16 protein-coding genes are annotated in these 15,856 nt (G+C 66.4%); all 16 read left to right on the top strand.

The features are described from left to right. Nucleotides 1–101 precede the first annotated feature (101 nt). The 16 genes from paaG to V9K97_RS19530 all read left to right on the top strand — a co-directional run bounded on the left by paaG (nucleotide 102) and on the right by V9K97_RS19530 (nucleotide 15,841). Entirely contained in the window at nucleotides 102–905 is an 804-nt protein-coding gene (gene paaG, locus V9K97_RS19605) for a 2-(1,2-epoxy-1,2-dihydrophenyl)acetyl-CoA isomerase PaaG (protein ID WP_337320099.1), read from the top strand. 1 nt (nucleotide 906) lies between these two features. Then, nucleotides 907–1,350, top strand: coding sequence for a hydroxyphenylacetyl-CoA thioesterase PaaI (gene paaI / locus V9K97_RS19600; RefSeq protein ID WP_337320097.1), 444 nt, complete (start codon nucleotides 907–909; stop codon nucleotides 1,348–1,350). Between the two features lie 15 nt (nucleotides 1,351–1,365). Further along, complete coding sequence (gene paaK / locus V9K97_RS19595; RefSeq protein WP_258504492.1) at nucleotides 1,366–2,682, top strand: phenylacetate--CoA ligase PaaK; 1,317 nt, start codon at nucleotides 1,366–1,368, stop codon at nucleotides 2,680–2,682. A gap of 45 nt (nucleotides 2,683–2,727) precedes the next feature. Continuing rightward, nucleotides 2,728–3,741, top strand: a complete 1,014-nt coding sequence (paaA, locus tag V9K97_RS19590; RefSeq protein WP_337320095.1) for a 1,2-phenylacetyl-CoA epoxidase subunit PaaA — start codon at nucleotides 2,728–2,730, stop codon at nucleotides 3,739–3,741. After that, nucleotides 3,738–4,034 carry a 1,2-phenylacetyl-CoA epoxidase subunit PaaB gene (paaB, locus tag V9K97_RS19585; protein ID WP_126745601.1) on the top strand — a complete coding sequence of 99 codons (297 nt, stop codon included), beginning with the start codon at nucleotides 3,738–3,740 and terminating at the stop codon, nucleotides 4,032–4,034. Before paaA ends, paaB begins: the two co-directional genes overlap by 4 nt. 9 nt (nucleotides 4,035–4,043) lie before the next feature. Further along, nucleotides 4,044–4,823: a 1,2-phenylacetyl-CoA epoxidase subunit PaaC gene (gene paaC, locus V9K97_RS19580; RefSeq protein WP_258504487.1), complete on the top strand. Its 780-nt coding sequence runs from the start codon at nucleotides 4,044–4,046 to the stop codon at nucleotides 4,821–4,823. Then, nucleotides 4,820–5,347 carry a 1,2-phenylacetyl-CoA epoxidase subunit PaaD gene (paaD, locus tag V9K97_RS19575; protein WP_443303744.1) on the top strand — a complete coding sequence of 176 codons (528 nt, stop codon included), beginning with the start codon at nucleotides 4,820–4,822 and terminating at the stop codon, nucleotides 5,345–5,347. Before paaC ends, paaD begins: the two co-directional genes overlap by 4 nt. Before the next feature lie 7 nt (nucleotides 5,348–5,354). Beyond that, nucleotides 5,355–6,449: a 1,2-phenylacetyl-CoA epoxidase subunit PaaE gene (paaE, locus tag V9K97_RS19570; protein ID WP_337320092.1), complete on the top strand. Its 1,095-nt coding sequence runs from the start codon at nucleotides 5,355–5,357 to the stop codon at nucleotides 6,447–6,449. Nucleotides 6,450–6,487: 38 nt separating this feature from the next. Beyond that, complete coding sequence (locus tag V9K97_RS19565; protein ID WP_337320090.1) at nucleotides 6,488–7,633, top strand: ABC transporter substrate-binding protein; 1,146 nt, start codon at nucleotides 6,488–6,490, stop codon at nucleotides 7,631–7,633. 202 nt (nucleotides 7,634–7,835) lie between these two features. After that, nucleotides 7,836–8,864 (top strand): branched-chain amino acid ABC transporter permease, encoded by a 1,029-nt coding sequence (locus V9K97_RS19560; RefSeq protein ID WP_337320088.1) that lies wholly within the window; start codon nucleotides 7,836–7,838, stop codon nucleotides 8,862–8,864. Beyond that, nucleotides 8,861–10,771, top strand: a complete 1,911-nt coding sequence (locus V9K97_RS19555) for a branched-chain amino acid ABC transporter ATP-binding protein/permease (protein WP_337320087.1) — start codon at nucleotides 8,861–8,863, stop codon at nucleotides 10,769–10,771. The genes V9K97_RS19560 and V9K97_RS19555 overlap by 4 nt, the downstream gene beginning before the upstream one ends. Further along, nucleotides 10,768–11,499 carry an ABC transporter ATP-binding protein gene (locus V9K97_RS19550; protein WP_337320085.1) on the top strand — a complete coding sequence of 244 codons (732 nt, stop codon included), beginning with the start codon at nucleotides 10,768–10,770 and terminating at the stop codon, nucleotides 11,497–11,499. Before V9K97_RS19555 ends, V9K97_RS19550 begins: the two co-directional genes overlap by 4 nt. Nucleotides 11,500–11,649: 150 nt before the next feature. After that, nucleotides 11,650–13,701, top strand: coding sequence for a phenylacetic acid degradation bifunctional protein PaaZ (gene paaZ, locus V9K97_RS19545; protein WP_337320084.1), 2,052 nt, complete (start codon nucleotides 11,650–11,652; stop codon nucleotides 13,699–13,701). Continuing rightward, a complete protein-coding gene (locus V9K97_RS19540; RefSeq protein WP_337320082.1) occupies nucleotides 13,701–14,459 on the top strand; it encodes an SDR family NAD(P)-dependent oxidoreductase in 759 nt (252 codons plus the stop codon). The genes paaZ and V9K97_RS19540 overlap by 1 nt, the downstream gene beginning before the upstream one ends. Before the next feature lie 30 nt (nucleotides 14,460–14,489). After that, complete coding sequence (locus V9K97_RS19535; protein ID WP_337320081.1) at nucleotides 14,490–15,050, top strand: methyltransferase family protein; 561 nt, start codon at nucleotides 14,490–14,492, stop codon at nucleotides 15,048–15,050. Continuing rightward, entirely contained in the window at nucleotides 15,047–15,841 is a 795-nt protein-coding gene (locus V9K97_RS19530; protein ID WP_337320079.1) for a CPBP family intramembrane glutamic endopeptidase, read from the top strand. The genes V9K97_RS19535 and V9K97_RS19530 overlap by 4 nt, the downstream gene beginning before the upstream one ends. Nucleotides 15,842–15,856: the final 15 nt, after the last annotated feature.

Below are 15,856 nucleotides of genomic sequence, written 5' to 3'. Positions count from 1 at the left end.
CCGCTTGTGCCGGATTCAAGGTCGATCCTAAAATCTACCGTCCGGTCGGTCAATAGTGTTTGCATGCCGATTCCGCCAAAACAAGGATGAGAGACAAGCCCATGCCAGAACCTTTAGTTCTCACCGGTAATGCCGGCGCCGTGCGCACGTTGAGCCTCAACCGCCCCGCCGCGCTCAACAGCTTCACGACGGAAATGCATGCCGAGTTGATGGCAGCGCTTGAGCTCGCCGCCACGGACGACAGCGTGCGCTGCGTGGTGCTCACGGGCGCCGGCCGCGCCTTCTGCGCCGGGCAGGACCTGGCCGACCCCTCCGTCGCGCCCGACCCCACGCCCGGCGCCGCTCCCAAGGACCTGGGCCACGTCATCTCCACTTACTACGCGCCACTCGTCGCGCGCCTGCGTTCGATGCCGGTGCCGGTGGTGGCCGCCGTCAACGGCGTGGCCGCCGGCGCGGGCGCCAACCTCGCGCTGTGCTGCGACCTCGTCGTGGCCGCGCGCTCGGCCAGCTTCATCCAGGCCTTCACCAAGATCGGCCTCGTGCCCGACACGGGCGGCACCTGGCTGCTGCCCCGCCTCGTGGGCTCGGCGCGCGCACTCGGCATCGCGATGCTGGGCGACAAGCTCCCCGCCGAGGAAGCGGCGCGCATCGGACTGATATGGCAATGCGTGGACGACGCGGCACTGACCGACACAGTGGCCTCGCTCGCATCGAAACTCGCCGCAATGCCGACCCGCGCCCTGGTCGCCACGCGGCAAGCCATGGCTTCGGCGCAGGACATGAACCTGGACACGGCACTCGCCGAAGAAGCACGCATCCAGCGCGAGCTGGGCAACGCCGCCGACTACCGCGAAGGCGTCGAAGCCTTTCGTGCCAAGCGTGCACCGGTGTTCAAGGATCGCTGAGATGACCGACACCTCCCGCACTCCACAAAAGACAGCCGAACACGTCCGAGACGGCATGTTCGCCAACGACAACGCCAGCAAGGGCCTAGGCATGCGCATCGTCGAAGTCGCCCCCGGCCAGGCCACCCTGCAGATGCAGGTGCGCCAAGACATGCTCAACGGCCACGCCATCTGCCACGGCGGCTTCATGGCCACGTTGGCCGATTCCACCTTTGCCTTCGCCTGCAACTCGTACAACGAACTTACGGTGGCCTCGGGCTTTTCCATCGACTTCCTTGCACCGGCACACGAAGGCGATGTGCTCACCGCGCGCTGCTTCGAGGTTTCGAAGGCCGGGCGCACCGGCGTGTACGACACCGAAATCACCAACCAGCGCGGCGAGCGCGTTGCCATTTTTCGCGGCCGCTCATACACCGCCAAGGGCCGCCCCGCCGTTGCCGCCTGAGGAGACACACGCACCATGACCGCCAGACACCCCGCCCCCGGCGAGCTCGAGCCCATCGAAACCGCGAGCCGCGACGAAATTGCCGCCCTGCAGCTCAGCCGCCTGCGCGCCACGCTGCAGCGCGCGTACGACAACGTGCCGCACTACCGCAAGGCCTTCGATGCCAAGGGCGTGCATCCGGATGATTTGAAGTCCCTCGCCGACCTGTCGAAATTTCCGTTCACCGTAAAGAGCGACCTGCGCGACAACTATCCCTTCGGCATGTTCGCCGTGCCGCGCACGCAGGTGGCGCGCATCCATGCGTCGTCGGGCACCACCGGCAAGCCGACCGTGGTGGGCTACACGCTCAAGGACATCGACACCTGGGCCGACCTCGTTGCGCGTTCCATCCGCGCCGCCGGCGGGCGGCCGGGCGACATGGTGCATGTGTCCTACGGCTACGGCCTCTTCACCGGCGGCCTCGGCGCCCACTACGGCGCCGAGCGTGCGGGCTGCACCGTCATCCCGATGTCGGGCGGGCAAACCGAAAAGCAGGTGCAGCTGATCCAGGACTTCAAGCCCGACATCATCATGGTCACGCCCAGCTACATGCAGGTGATCATCGAGCAGTTCGAGCGGCAGGGCCTCGATGCAAAGAACAGCTCGCTCAAGATCGGCATCTTCGGCGCCGAGCCCTGGACCGAGGCCATGCGCCGCGACATCGAAGGCAAGGCCGGCCTGGACGCGGTCGACATCTACGGCCTTTCCGAAGTGATGGGCCCCGGCGTGGCCAGCGAATGCGTCGAAAGCAAGGACGGCCCCGTGATCTGGGAAGACCACTTCTACCCCGAGATCATCGACCCCGACACCGGCGAGCTCAAGGCCGACGGCGAGGAAGGCGAACTGGTCTTCACCTCGCTCAGCAAGGAGGCCATGCCCATCGTGCGCTACCGCACGCGCGACCTCACGCGCCTGCTGCCGCCCACCTCGCGATCGTTCCGCCGCATGGGCAAGATCGTCGGGCGCAGCGACGACATGATGATCATCCGCGGCGTGAACGTGTTTCCCACGCAGGTCGAAGAAGTCGTGCTGGCGCACGAGCGCCTTTCGGGCCTCTACCAGGTGCACGTGCGCCGCGAAGGCCTGCTCGACGAGGTCGAGGTGCATTGCGAGCTCGACCATCGCAATGCCGCCGTCGACGAAGCCGAACGCAAGGCCATCGCCGGCTGGGTGCAGGACCGCGTGAAGACGCTGGTCGGCATTTCGACCACGGTGCGCGTGTTCGACCCCGATTCCATCGAACGCACGCAGACCGGCAAGGCCCGCCGCGTGATCGACACACGGCCGCGCTGAACGCGCGCACCGTTTCCATTCTCTTTGCAGACAAAGGACACGCACATGTACACCCAGGCAATGGACACCATGGGCAAGGACTCAGGCGACGACGGCAAGAAAAAGGCCGTGCGCTCTGCCGACGAAATGCGGCTCGAAGAACGCTTCGATGAGCGCATCGACGCCGGCGAGTTCATCGAGGCGAAGGACTGGATGCCCGAGCACTACCGCAAGACGCTGGTACGGCAGATCAGCCAGCACGCGCACTCCGAAATCGTGGGCATGCTGCCCGAAGGCAACTGGATCGGCCGCGCGCCCACGCTCAAGCGCAAGGCCATCCTGCTGGCCAAGGTGCAGGACGAAGGCGGCCACGGCCTCTACCTGTACGCCGCCGCCGAAACGCTGGGCACCTCGCGCGACCAGATGTTCGATGCGCTGCACAGCGGCAAGGCCAAGTACAGCTCGATCTTCAACTACCCCACGCTCACCTGGGCCGACATGGGCACCATCGGCTGGCTGGTCGACGGCGCGGCCATCATGAACCAGGTGCCGATCTGCCGCTGCTCGTATGCGCCGTATGCGCGCGCCATGGTGCGCATCTGCCGCGAGGAGAGCTTTCACCAGCGCCAGGGCTATGAAGCGTTGCTCACGATGATGACGCACGGCACCGATGCGCAGAAGGCGATGGTGCAGGACGCGGTCAACCGCTGGTGGTGGCCCTCGATCATGATGTTCGGCCCGCCGGACGACCAGTCGCCCAACTCCGCGCAGTCGATGCGCTGGGGCATCAAGCGCTTCAGCAACGACGAACTCCGCCAGAAGTTCATCGACGCCACCGTGGAGCAGGCGCGCATCCTTGGCGTGACCCTGCCCGATCCCGACCTGAAGTGGAACGAAGAGCGCCAGGCGCACGACTTCGGCACCATCGACTGGAGCGAGTTCTGGCGCGTGGTGGGCGGCGATGGCCCCTGCAACCGTGAGCGCCTGCAGGCGCGCGTCGATGCCTGGGAAGAAGGCGCTTGGGTGCGCGAGGCCGCCATGGCCCACGCCAACAAGCAACCGATGAAGGAGGCCGCATGAGCGCCGAACAGAAACAAGAGTGGCCCCTGTGGGAAGTGTTCGTGCGCAGCAAGGCCGGGCTCGACCACAAGCATTGCGGCAGCCTGCACGCGGCCGATCCGAAGATGGCGATCCAGCTGGCACGCGACGTGTACACGCGCCGGCAGGAAGGAAGCAGCATCTGGGTGGTGCGCTCGGACCAGATCGTGGCGAGCGACCCAGGGGACAAGGACATGTTCTTCGATCCGGCGGAGGACAAGGTGTATCGGCACCCGACCTTCTATGCGTTGCCCAAGTCCGTGGACCACATGTAGGCGGATCGCATGCAAGCCTCTATCGAACTGAACCGCACCCCCACGGTGCAATACCTGCTGCGCATCGGCGACACCTGCCTGGTGCTCGCGCAGCGCCTGGGCGAATGGTGCGGCCATGCGCCGGTGCTGGAAGAAGACATTGCCATGGCCAACATTGCGCTCGACTTGGTCGGCCAGGCGCGCGCACTGCTTACCCATGCCGGCAAGCTCGAAGGCCAAGGCCGAGAACACGACGAAGACCAGCTTGCCTACCTGCGCGACGAACGCGACTACTTCAACCTCACGCTGGTCGAGCTTCCGCGCGGCGACTTCGCCTTTGCCGTGGTGCGCAACACCATGGTGGCCACGCTGCTCAAGCTGCTGTGGCAACGCCTTGCCGCTTCGAGCGATGCCGAGGTGGCCGCCATCGCCGGCAAGGCCGTGAAGGAGGCGCGCTATCACCAGCAGCATTCGGGCGACTGGGTGGTTCGTCTCGGTGATGGCACCGATGAATCGCGCCGCCGTACGGAAAAGGCGCTGAAGCAACTCTGGCTCTACATGCCCGAGCTGTTCGAGAGCGACGCGGTGGATGAAGCAGCCAGTGCTACCGGCCTTGGCCCGGCGTGGAGCGAATTGCGCGAGCCGTGGCTCGCCGAGATGCAGCAGGTGCTCGACGCCGCCGGCCTCGCAATGCCGCAGGAAGCCGCCTTTCGCAGCACCGGCAAGCAGGGCGTGCACAGCGAGCACATGGGCTACATCCTCGCCGAGATGCAGCACCTGCAGCGCTCTTACCCGGGAGGCGTGTGGTGAACGCCGTCGCATCGCGCGTCGATGCGGCGTGGGCCGTGCTCCATACGGTGCTCGACCCCGAAGTGCCGGCCGTGTCCGTCTGCGACCTCGGCATCGTGCGCGAGGTGATCGAGCATGACGATGGACTGGAGATCGTGCTCACGCCCACCTACTCCGGCTGCCCCGCCACCGAAGCCATCGAGCACGACGTGCTCGCCGCCATCGAACAGGCAGGCCTCGGCCGCGCACGCGCCACGCTGCGCCGCGCCCCCGCCTGGAGCAGCGACTGGATCAGCGACGAAGGCCGCGCCAAGCTCAAGGCCTACGGCATCGCACCGCCCGCGCATCTCACGCCGGAAGCCGCGGCCAACACGGCAATGTCCATCCGCCTTTTCGGCCGCATGGCCGGCGGCGAACGCATCGCCTGTCCCCGCTGCGCGAGCGAACGCACCGAACGCCTTTCCGCCTTCGGCTCCACCGCATGCAAGGCGCTCTACCGCTGCATGGCTTGCCGCGAACCCTTCGAACATTTCAAGCCGATCTGACAAAGCGATGAGCACCCTCTTCCACCCGCTGCGCGTGAAGGCGATCGAGCCCGACACCGCCGAGGCCGTCATCGTGTCGTTCGAAGTACCGGCCGACCTGCGGGAAACCTTCGGCTTTACCCAGGGCCAGTACCTCACGCTGCGCCGCGACATCGACGGGCAGGACCTGCGCCGTTCGTATTCGATCTGCGCCGGCCTCGACGACGGTGAGTTGCGCGTCGGCGTGCGCAAGGTGCGCGGCGGCGTTTTCTCCAACTGGATCAACGCGCACCTGCAGCCCGGCGACACGGTGCAGGCGATGGCGCCGCAAGGCCGCTTCTTCGTGCCGATCGAACCCGGCGCCGCGCGGCACCATGTGGGTATTGCAGGCGGCAGCGGCATCACGCCCATTCTCTCCATCATGAAAACCGTGCTGGCGCGCGAGCCGCTCAGCCGCTTCACGCTGATCTACGGCAACCGGCAGCTGCAATCCACGATGTTCAAGGAAGAAATCGAGGACCTGAAGAACCGCTACATGACGCGGCTGGTGCTGCACCATGTGTTCTCCGACGAGCACACCGATTCTCCGCTGGGCCACGGCGTGATGAACCGCGAAAAGATCGGCGAGTTTCTGCAGACGGTTGTTCCCGCCGGGAGCATCGACCACGCCTACGTTTGCGGGCCGTTCCAGATGAACGACGAGGCCGAGGCTGCGATGCTTGCCGCGGGCGTGCCCGAGGAGCGCATCCACATCGAGCGCTTTGGCGTTGCGCTGCCCTCCGCCACCTCGGCGGGCCAGGTGGGCGCAGTGGTGCACGAGGCCTTGCCGGGCGACGCCAAGCAGGCGCGCATCACCATCGTGCGCGACGGCCTGCAGCGCGAAATCGCCTTTACCGAAGGCCAGCCGAGCATTCTCGATGCGGCTTCGGCGGCGGGCCTCGAAGTGCCGTTCTCATGCACCTCCGGCGTGTGCGGCACCTGCCGCGCCAAGCTGGTGGAGGGGGAAGTCCGCATGGAAAGAAATTTTGCGCTCGACAAGAATGAAGTGGCCGCAGGATTCGTGCTGACCTGCCAGGCGCACCCCCTGACCGAACGCGTCACCCTGTCGTTCGACGAGCGCTGACACACAACAACGATTTTTCAACCCGGAGACAAACCAAAATGAAATTCTTCAAGCCCCTGGCGATTGCCGCGCTGTGCGCCACTGCCGCCCTGGCATGGGCCGATGTGAACGTCGGCGTGACGCTCTCGGCCACCGGCCCGGCCGCCTCGCTCGGCATTCCCGAGAAGAACACCATCGCGCTGATGCCCAAGACTATCGGCGGCCAGAAGATCAACTACATCGTGCTGGACGACGCCTCCGACACCACCGCGGCCGTGGCCAATACGCGCAAGCTCATTGCCGAGAACAAGGTCGACATCGTGCTGGGCTCCACCACCACGCCCAACTCGCTCGCAATGATCGACGTGGTGAGCGAAGCCAAGACGCCGATGATTTCCATTGCCGCCTCGGCCCGTATCGTCGAGCCGATGGATGCCAAGAAGCAGTGGGTGTTCAAGACGCCGCAGAACGACATCATGATGTCGCTGGCCATTGCCGAGCACATGGCCACCAGCGGCGTGAAGACGGTGGCCTTCATCGGTTTCTCCGACGCGTACGGCGAAGGCTGGTCGCAAGAATTCGCGAAGGCGGCCGAGCTGAAGAAGCTCAAGATCGTGGCCAACGAGCGCTATGCGCGCACCGACACCTCCGTGACCGGCCAAGCCCTGAAGATCATGGCCGCCAAGGCCGACGCGGTGCTGGTGGCGGGCTCCGGCACGCCGGCCGCGCTGCCGCAGAAAACGCTCAAGGAGCGCGGCTACACCGGCAAGATGTACCAGACGCACGGCGTGGCGAATGCCGACTTCCTGCGCGTCGGCGGCAAGGACGTGGAAGGCACCTTCCTGCCAGCCGGCCCGGTGCTGGTGGCCGAGCAGCTGCCGGCCAGCCACCCGGTGAAGAAATCGGCCATGGCCTATGTGACCGCCTATGAGGGCGCTAACGGCAAGAACACCGTGTCGACCTTCGGCGCGCACGCGTGGGACGCAGGCCTGCTGATGACGTCGGCCGTTCCCGTTGCCCTGAAAAAGGCGCAGCCGGGCACGCCCGAATTCCGCGCCGCGCTGCGCGACGCGCTCGAGCAGGTGAAGGACGTGGCCGGCGCGCACGGCGTATTCAACATGACGGCGAACGACCATCTGGGTCTTGATCAACGCGCCCGCGTCATGGTCAAGATCGAAAACGGCGCCTGGAAATACCAGCCCTGACACGTCTTCGCCTTGCTCCCTCCCCTCCCGGGGGAGGGTCGGGGTGGGGGCACGACGGCATCGACATCCGCGCGGCTGTGAAGGCAAGCGCTTGCCCCCATCCCAGCCTTCCCCCGGAAGGGAAAGGAGCAATACAAGTCCCAGCTGAAGAGACAGGCGCCGGACACTGATTCGATACAAGGGCTGAGCCCAAAGGTTTTCTATGGATCTGCAGATCGCCCTTTTGCTGGGGCAGGACGGCATCGTGAACGGCGCCGTCTACGGATTGATGGCGCTTGCTCTTGTGCTGGTGTTCTCCGTCACGCGCGTCATCTTCATTCCCCAGGGCGAGTTCGTCGCCTTCGGGGCGCTCTCGATGGCAATGCTGCAAACGGGCCGGGTGCCGGCCACGCTGTGGCTGCTGATTGCGCTCGCGGCCATGGTGCTGGTGGTCGAGTTCTGGCGCTGGAAGCGCGGCGCGGTCGTCGACTGGGCTTCGGCAGTTGCGTGGTGCGTCGTGTTGCCGCTGGCCGCCGCCGCACTGGTATTGCTGCTCAAGCCCACATCGATGGCGGCCCAAGCCGTCACCACGCTGGTGTTGATCGCGCCGCTCGGGCCGCTGCTCTATCGCCTTGCCTACCGGCCTTTGGCCGATGCCAGCGTGCTGATGCTGCTGATCGTCTCGGTCGCGCTGCACGGCGTGCTGGTGGGGCTGGGCCTGCTGTTCTTCGGTGCCGAGGGCTACCGCACCGCGCCGTTTTCTGAAGAACGCTTCGACGTGGGCGGCATTCCGGTCAGCGGGCAGTCGCTGGTGGTGGTGGGCGTCACGCTGCTGCTGGTGATTGCAATGTTCCTTTTCTTCGGCCGCTCGATGATCGGCAAGGCGCTGCGCGCCACCGCCATCAACCGCGTGGGCGCTCGCCTGTCGGGCATTCCGACGGAACTTTCGGGTGACTTGAGCTTTGCGCTCGCGGCGCTCATCGGCGCGATCTCGGGCCTGCTGATTGCGCCGCTCACCACGGTGTACTACGACACCGGCTTCCTGATCGGCCTCAAGGGCTTTGTCGCCGCGATCGTGGGTGGGCTCGCAAGCTATCCGCTGGCGCTGGGGGGCGCGCTGCTGGTCGGCCAGCTCGAAGCCTTTGCTTCATTCTGGGCCAGCCCGTTCAAGGAAGTGCTGGTCTTCACGCTGATCATCCCGGTGCTGTGGTGGCGCTCGCTGCACAGCCATCATGTGGAGGACGAGGAATGAACGACACCTCCGCCAACAACACCGCTGGCGCCGCGCCGCCGTCCACCGGCCGAGCGCTGGTCACGCCGCGGCAGCTCACGCTCGGCTTTGTCGTGCTGCTTGCAGCGGCCTGGGGCTTCCTGCCGGAGTTCACGGTATCGGTGCTCAGCAACATCGGGCTCTATGCACTGGTCGCGGTCGGCCTCGTCATGCTGACCGGCGTGGGCGGCATGACGTCATTCGGCCAGGCCGCGTTCGTGGGCGTGGGCTCGTACGCGACTGCGTGGATCTGCACCTCGCCTGGCGCGGCGGCCTGGATGGGCGGCTTCGTCGGCCCTGCCCTGCTGCCATGGGCGGGGCTGCTGCTGGGCCTGCTGCTGACCTTCGCCCTGGCATGGGCGCTCGGCGCGGTCACGCTCAAGCTGCAGGGGCACTACCTGCCGCTGTGCACCATTGCCTGGGGCCTGAGCCTTTACTACCTGTTCGGCAACATGGATTTCCTTGGCGGACAAACAGGCATCACCGGCGTGCCGCCGCTGGTGATTGCCGGCTTCTCGCTGGCCACGCCGCGCGCGCTTGGCGTGGTGATCTGGGCCGTGCTGCTGCTGGCGCTCTGGGCCATGCACAACCTGCTCGATTCGCGCGAAGGCCGGGCCATCCGCGCGCTCAAGGGCGGCCGGCTCATGGCCGAGTCGATGGGGGTGGACACCGCCCGCCACCGCGTGAAGCTCTTCGTGCTTGCGGCCCTGCTGGCGGCCGTGTCGGGCTGGCTCTATGCGCACCTGCAGCGCTTCGTCAATCCCACGCCTTTCAACCTGAACATCGGCATCGAGCTGCTGTTCATGGCGGTGGTCGGCGGCGCGGGACACCTGTGGGGCGCGGTTCTGGGCGCTGCGCTCATCACGCTGCTGAAGGAAAAGCTGCAGGACGTGCTGCCCTCGCTGCTCGGCAGCAGCGGGAATTTCGAGGTGATCGTCTTCGGCCTGCTCATGCTCTTTGTGCTGCAGCGCTTTGCGGACGGGCTGTGGCCGACGCTGGCGCGCATTGCAAGGCGCTGGGTGCGCCCGCATGCCACTGCTGGAATCGATGCTTCGCAGCCCTCGGCGACTGCGATGCAATTGGTACAGCGCAACCTGCCCGCCAAGGGCGAGGTCATGCTGCAGGCCACCAACGTGAGCAAGCGATTCGGCGGCCTGGTGGCCAACAACGACATCTCGATGACGCTGAAGGCGGGCGAGATCCATGCGCTGATCGGGCCGAACGGCGCAGGCAAGAGCACCTTCTTCAACATGATCTCCGGCGTGGACGATCCGAGCTCGGGCGAAGTGCGGCTCGCGTGCCAGCCGATGGCCGCCAGGCCTTCGCGCGTATTCGCGGCGCTCGGCCTGGGCCGCACCTTCCAGCATGTGCGCCTGCTCGGGCAGCGCAGCGTGGTCGAGAACGTGGCGCTTGGCGCGCACTTGCGTGCCCGCCGCGGCTGGCTTGCCGCCATGCTTCGGCTGGACCGCGCGGAAGAAGCCGCGCTGATGACCGAAGCCCGCCGCCAGATCGAGCGCTGCGGCCTTGGCGAGCATGCCGATACGCCGGCCGCATCACTTTCGCTCGGACAGCAGCGCGTGGTCGAGATTGCGCGCGCGCTGGCCGGCCAACCCTCGGTGCTGCTGCTCGACGAACCCGCCGCGGGCCTGCGTCACCTGGAGAAGCGCGCGCTTTCCGTGCTGCTGAGCCAACTGCGCGCCGAAGGCCTCGGCATTCTCGTGGTGGAACATGACATGGAATTTGTGATGAACCTCGCCGACCGCATCACCGTGCTGGAGTTCGGCACCGTCATCGCGACTGGCACGCCGGCTGAAGTGCAGGCCAACCCGCGCGTGCTCGAGGCTTACCTGGGTGGTGCCGACGACCAGCTGCTGGAGGACGCGCGATGAGCCATCCGCTCCTTCAGCTCGACGACTTCTGCGTTGCCTACCGTACCGTGGAGGCGGTGCACAGCGTGCGCCTGCATGTGAACGAAGGCGAGATCGTCACCGTCATCGGGCCCAACGGCGCGGGCAAGACCACGCTGCTGTGCGCGGCGATGGGACTGCTTCCTTCCACCGGAAGCCTCTCGCTGCATGGCGAACGCATCGCGCGCCCTGGTGTCGAGACCATGGTGGCGCGCGGCGTGGCGCTTGTGCCCGAGCGGCGCGAGCTGTTCGGCGACATGTCGGTGGAAGACAACCTGCTGCTCGGCGGCTTCTATCAATGGCGCAAGGGCAAGCGCGACCAGCGTGCGCGCATGGAAGAAGTGTTCGAGATCTTTCCGCGCCTGCGCGAGCGCAAGCCGCAGCTGGCTTCGACGCTCTCGGGCGGCGAGCGGCAGATGCTTGCCATCGGCCGCGCATTGATGGCGCGCCCGCGACTGCTGATGCTCGATGAACCCTCGCTGGGCCTGGCGCCGCTTGTGGTGCGCGAAGTGCTGCGCGTGGTGTCGCAACTGCGCAGCCATGGGGTCTCGGTGCTGCTGGTGGAGCAGAACGCACGCGCCGCGCTGCAAGTGGCCGACCGGGCCTATGTGCTCGAGATGGGCGCAGTGGCGCTTGAAGGCAATGCAGGCGACCTGCTGCACGACCAGCGAATCATCGATACCTATCTGGGCATCGGCAACAAGAAATGACCCTGTCTTTCTCCCTCCCCTTCCGGGGGAGGGTCGGGGTGGGGGCACGCGGCTTCTGATGAAGCACTGCACCGAACGAAGGCCGCTTGCCCCCATCCCAGCCTTCCCCCGGAAGGGGAAGGAGCCAATACAAAGCCAAAGGACATCACCATGAGCACCCTTCAAAGCTACATCGCCGGCCGCTGGATCGGCAAGGAAAGCGCGCAGCAGCTGCGCAGCGCCGTCAACGGCCAGCCCGTGGCCAGCACGCATGCCGAGGCCATCGACTTCGCCGAGGCGTTGAACCACGCACGCAAAGTCGGCCTCCCCGCGCTGATGGCACTCGACTTCCAGCAACGCTCCGAGCGCCTGAAGGCACTGGCCAAGTACCTGGCCACGCACAAGGAAACGCTCTACGCCATCTCCGCCCACACAGGCGCGACCCGCGCCGACAGCTGGATCGACATCGAAGGCGGCGCCGGCACGCTCAGCGCCTACGCGGGCATCGGCACCAATGAGCTGCCCTCCGGCAACCTGGTGCATGAAGGCCCGGCCTTTCCGCTCGGCAAGAAGGGCGGGTTTGCGGGCACGCACATCCTGGTGCCGCGCGGCGGCGTGGCGGTGCACATCAATGCGTTCAACTTTCCGGTGTGGGGCCTGCTCGAAAAGTTCGCCCCCAGCTTTCTCGCGGGCATGCCGTGCATCGGCAAGCCGGCCACGGCGACCAGCTACCTGACCGAGGCGCTGGTGCGGCTCATCGTGCAGTCGGGCATCCTGCCGGAAGGCAGCCTGCAACTCGTGGTCGGCGGCACGGGCGACCTGCTCGACCGGCTCGAGGGTGCCGATGTGGTCACCTTCACCGGATCGGCCGACACCGCCGCCAAGCTGCGCGTGCACCCGAACTTGGTTCGCCATTCGATACCGTTCAACGCCGAGGCCGATTCACTCAACTGCGCAATCCTCGCGCCCGACGTGACGCCGGACGACGAGGAGTTCGACCTCTTCGTGAAAGAGGTGGCGCGCGAGATGACCATCAAGGCCGGCCAGAAGTGCACCGCCATCCGCCGCGCGATCGTGCCGCGCCAGCACCTGGATGCGGTGGCCGAACGGCTGCGCGCGCGGCTCGCAAAGACAGTCATCGGCGATCCGTCACGCGAAGAGGTGCGCATGGGCGCGCTCGCCTCGCATGCGCAAAAAACCGACGTGGCCGAACGCGTCGCCACGCTGCTGCAAGGCGCCGAACTGGTCTACGGCGAGCGCGACGGCTTCTCGCCGGTAGGCGACGGCGTGAACGACGGCGCCTTCTTCGCGCCCACGCTGCTCTTGAGCCGCAAGCCGCTCGAACATGATGCCGCGCACGATGTCGAAGCCTTCGGCCCCGTCAGCACGCTGATGCCTTATGACGGCATCGACGAAGCGCTCGCATTGGCTGCGCGAGGCCGCGGCAGCCTGGTGGGCACGCTGGTCACGCGCGACGCGGCCATTGCGGCCAAGGCCATTCCGGTGGCTGCCGCATGGCACGGCCGCCTGCTGGTGCTCGACCGCGAAGCGGCCGCCGAATCGACCGGCCACGGCTCTCCGCTGCCGCAGCTCAAGCACGGCGGCCCCGGCCGCGCGGGCGGCGGTGAAGAGCTCGGCGGCCTGCGCGCCGTGAAGCACTACCTGCAGCGCGCCGCGGTGCAGGGCTCGCCCACCATGCTGGCCGCGATCACCGGCGAGCACGTGCGCGGCGCGGCGGTGCGCGAAAGCGAGGTGCACCCCTTCCGCCGCCATTTCGAAGATCTGCGCATCGGCGACTCATTGCTCACGCACCGCCGCACGGTCGGCGAGGCCGACATCGTGGCCTTCGGCGGCATCTCGGGCGACTATTTCTACATGCACTTCGACGAAGTGGCGGCGAAGGAGTCGCCCTTTGGCAAGCGCATTGCGCACGGCTACTTCGTGCTGTCGGCGGCGGCGGGCCTTTTCGTATCGCCCGCGCCGGGCCCGGTGCTCGCCAACTATGGGCTCGACACGCTGCGCTTCGTCAAGCCGGTGGGCATCGGCGACACCATCCGCGCGCGACTGACCTGCAAGCGCAAGATCGACCGCAACAAGAAGGACGCGAGCGGCCAGGGCCAGGGCGTGGTGGCCTGGGATGTGGAGGTGACCAACCAGGACGGCGAGCTGGTCGCGAGCTACGATATCCTGACCCTCGTCTCCAAGAAACCAGAATCCACCTGATGTTCGATCTCACAGGAAAAACAGCACTCGTCACCGGCGGCAATGGCGGTATCGGCCTGGGCATGGCCCAGGGCCTTGCCCAAGCCGGCGCCCGCGTCATCGTTGCCGCGCGCAATGCCCAGAAATCGGCCGCCGCGGTCGAAGCGCTCCAGGCGCTGGGCAGCGACAGCTTTGCGCTCGAAGTCGATGTGGCCGATGAAGCCTCGGTGCAGAAGGCCTTCGACGAAGCGGCCGCGCGCTGCGGCAGGCTCGACATCCTCATCAACAACGCCGGCACCACGGTGCGCAAGCCGGTCGACCAACTGGCTCTGGACGAGTGGCACAAGGTGATGGACACCAACCTGACCAGCGCCTTCCTGTGCAGCCGGGCCGCGCATCCCCACCTGAAGAAGGCGGGCGGAGGCAAGATCATCAACATCGGCTCGATGATGTCGATCTTCGGCGCACCCTACGCCCCGGCCTATGCCGCGAGCAAGGCGGGCATCGTGCAGCTCACCAAGTCGACCGCGCTTTCATGGGCGGCGGACAACATCCAGGTCAACGCGATTCTCCCGGGCTGGTTCGAGACCGAACTGACCGACGGCGCCCGCAGCCAGATTCCGGGCCTGTACGACCGGGTGGTGGCCCGCGCCGCCGCCGGCCGCTGGGGCAAGCCGGCCGATATTGCGGGCACGGCGGTGTTTCTTGCGAGCCAAGCCTCCGATTACGTGACCGGGACGGCCATTCCTGTGGACGGAGGCTTCTCCATCTCTGGCTGAAGTCGGGCGGGCCGTGTAAATTCGGCCGCCATGCTCCTCTGGTTTCAGATCTTTCTTTTTGTCGCCGGCACGGCCGCGCTGCTCTACGTTTCGCGCGGGCCGCTGCGCCAGCCGGGCTCGCACGGCTTCTACCGCTTCTTCGCGTGGGAGTGCATGCTGGTGCTCATCATCGTGAACCTGCCGGTGTGGCATGTCGACCCGCTGTCGCTCACGCAGCTGCTCTCCTGCGTGCTGCTGGCCCTCTCGATCTGGCTGCCGATCCATGCGGTGAGGCTGCTCAAGGCCCATGGCAAGCCGACCGAGGCGCGCAACGACGATCCGGCGCTCTACGGTTTCGAGAAAACCTCGTCCATCGTCAGTACCGGCGCCTTCCGCTACATTCGCCACCCCATGTACACGGCGCTGATGCTGCTGGCCTGGGGCGCCTTCCTCAAGCAGTTCACCTGGCTCACCCTTGCGCTGGTGCTGGCGGCCACGGTGCTGCTGTTTCTGACGGCGCGCAGCGATGAAAAGGAGTGCATCGCGCATTTTGGCGATGCGTACCGCGAGTACATGCGCCGCACGCGGCGCTTCATTCCTTTCCTGCTGTGAAGAGCCAGGGCTTTCCCAGTGGGCCGCAAGCCGCCCTCCTGTTCCTGGCACTGTTCCTCTGCGAGTTCGTCATTGCCGTTGCACTGCGCGACGCCAACCGCTGGCTCGGACTGAACGACATGCAGCTTGGCGTGCTTGCCGCCGTGCTGGGCAACGGCTGCGTCTTTGCCGGCGTCATGCACTTTCAGCAGCTCACCTATCGCGAGTTGTTCCACCAGTCTCCGGCCTCCGCCAGGGCCACGCTGGTGCTGATCGTGCCGCCAGTGCTGCTGCTGGTGCCCGGCCTGATGGTGGTGATAGTGACCGCGATGAACCTGCTGGTGCTGGTTGCGCCGCTTTCGGCCTGGGAGGAATCGATGTTCAGCCGCATGGCCGACGGCAGCGTTGCCGCCACGCTGGCCGTGTGCGTGATGGCGCCCCTGCTCGAGGAAATGCTGTTCCGCGGCATCGTGCTGCGGGGTTTCCTGCAGCGCTATTCGAGGTGGCAGGCCATCCTGGGCTCGGCGTTGCTCTTCGGCGTGGCACACATGAACATCTACCAGTTTGTCGTGGGTCTGGTCATGGGAACGGTGCTCGGATGGCTCTATGAGCGCACACGCTCGCTCATTCCGTGCATCGCGCTGCATGCGGCCTACAACACCGGCACGATTTTCCTGAGCGACCTGCCCGAAACCATTTCGCTCGCGGACACCGCGCTGGCCCTGCTGGCAATCTTGCTTGCAACGGTGTGCGGCGTACTGGCTTTGCGGCACATGCTGGTGGCGCCCATCGCGCGCAGGCAGGCGCCCTGATCCGGGCCGCCGCCT

This window comes from Variovorax sp. CCNWLW186 (genome assembly GCF_037203865.1).
GTDB lineage: Bacteria > Pseudomonadota > Gammaproteobacteria > Burkholderiales > Burkholderiaceae_C > Variovorax.
Note: the sequence above shows the minus strand (reverse complement) of the source record. Positions and strands in the feature narration are given on the sequence as shown.

Excerpts from the sequence above, each read along its gene's own strand:
- paaA (WP_337320095.1), top strand. The coding sequence starts at position 2,728 with ATGTACACCCAGGCAATGGACACCATGGGCAAGGACTCAGGCGACGAC.
- V9K97_RS19560 (WP_337320088.1), top strand. The coding sequence starts at position 7,836 with ATGGATCTGCAGATCGCCCTTTTGCTGGGGCAGGACGGCATCGTGAAC.
- paaG (WP_337320099.1), top strand. The coding sequence starts at position 102 with ATGCCAGAACCTTTAGTTCTCACCGGTAATGCCGGCGCCGTGCGCACG.
- paaZ (WP_337320084.1), top strand. The coding sequence starts at position 11,650 with ATGAGCACCCTTCAAAGCTACATCGCCGGCCGCTGGATCGGCAAGGAA.
- V9K97_RS19535 (WP_337320081.1), top strand. The coding sequence starts at position 14,490 with ATGCTCCTCTGGTTTCAGATCTTTCTTTTTGTCGCCGGCACGGCCGCG.
- paaE (WP_337320092.1), top strand. The coding sequence starts at position 5,355 with ATGAGCACCCTCTTCCACCCGCTGCGCGTGAAGGCGATCGAGCCCGAC.
- V9K97_RS19555 (WP_337320087.1), top strand. The coding sequence starts at position 8,861 with ATGAACGACACCTCCGCCAACAACACCGCTGGCGCCGCGCCGCCGTCC.
- paaB (WP_126745601.1), top strand. The coding sequence starts at position 3,738 with ATGAGCGCCGAACAGAAACAAGAGTGGCCCCTGTGGGAAGTGTTCGTG.
- paaI (WP_337320097.1), top strand. The coding sequence starts at position 907 with ATGACCGACACCTCCCGCACTCCACAAAAGACAGCCGAACACGTCCGA.
- V9K97_RS19565 (WP_337320090.1), top strand. The coding sequence starts at position 6,488 with ATGAAATTCTTCAAGCCCCTGGCGATTGCCGCGCTGTGCGCCACTGCC.
- paaK (WP_258504492.1), top strand. The coding sequence starts at position 1,366 with ATGACCGCCAGACACCCCGCCCCCGGCGAGCTCGAGCCCATCGAAACC.
- V9K97_RS19540 (WP_337320082.1), top strand. The coding sequence starts at position 13,701 with ATGTTCGATCTCACAGGAAAAACAGCACTCGTCACCGGCGGCAATGGC.
- paaC (WP_258504487.1), top strand. The coding sequence starts at position 4,044 with ATGCAAGCCTCTATCGAACTGAACCGCACCCCCACGGTGCAATACCTG.
- V9K97_RS19550 (WP_337320085.1), top strand. The coding sequence starts at position 10,768 with ATGAGCCATCCGCTCCTTCAGCTCGACGACTTCTGCGTTGCCTACCGT.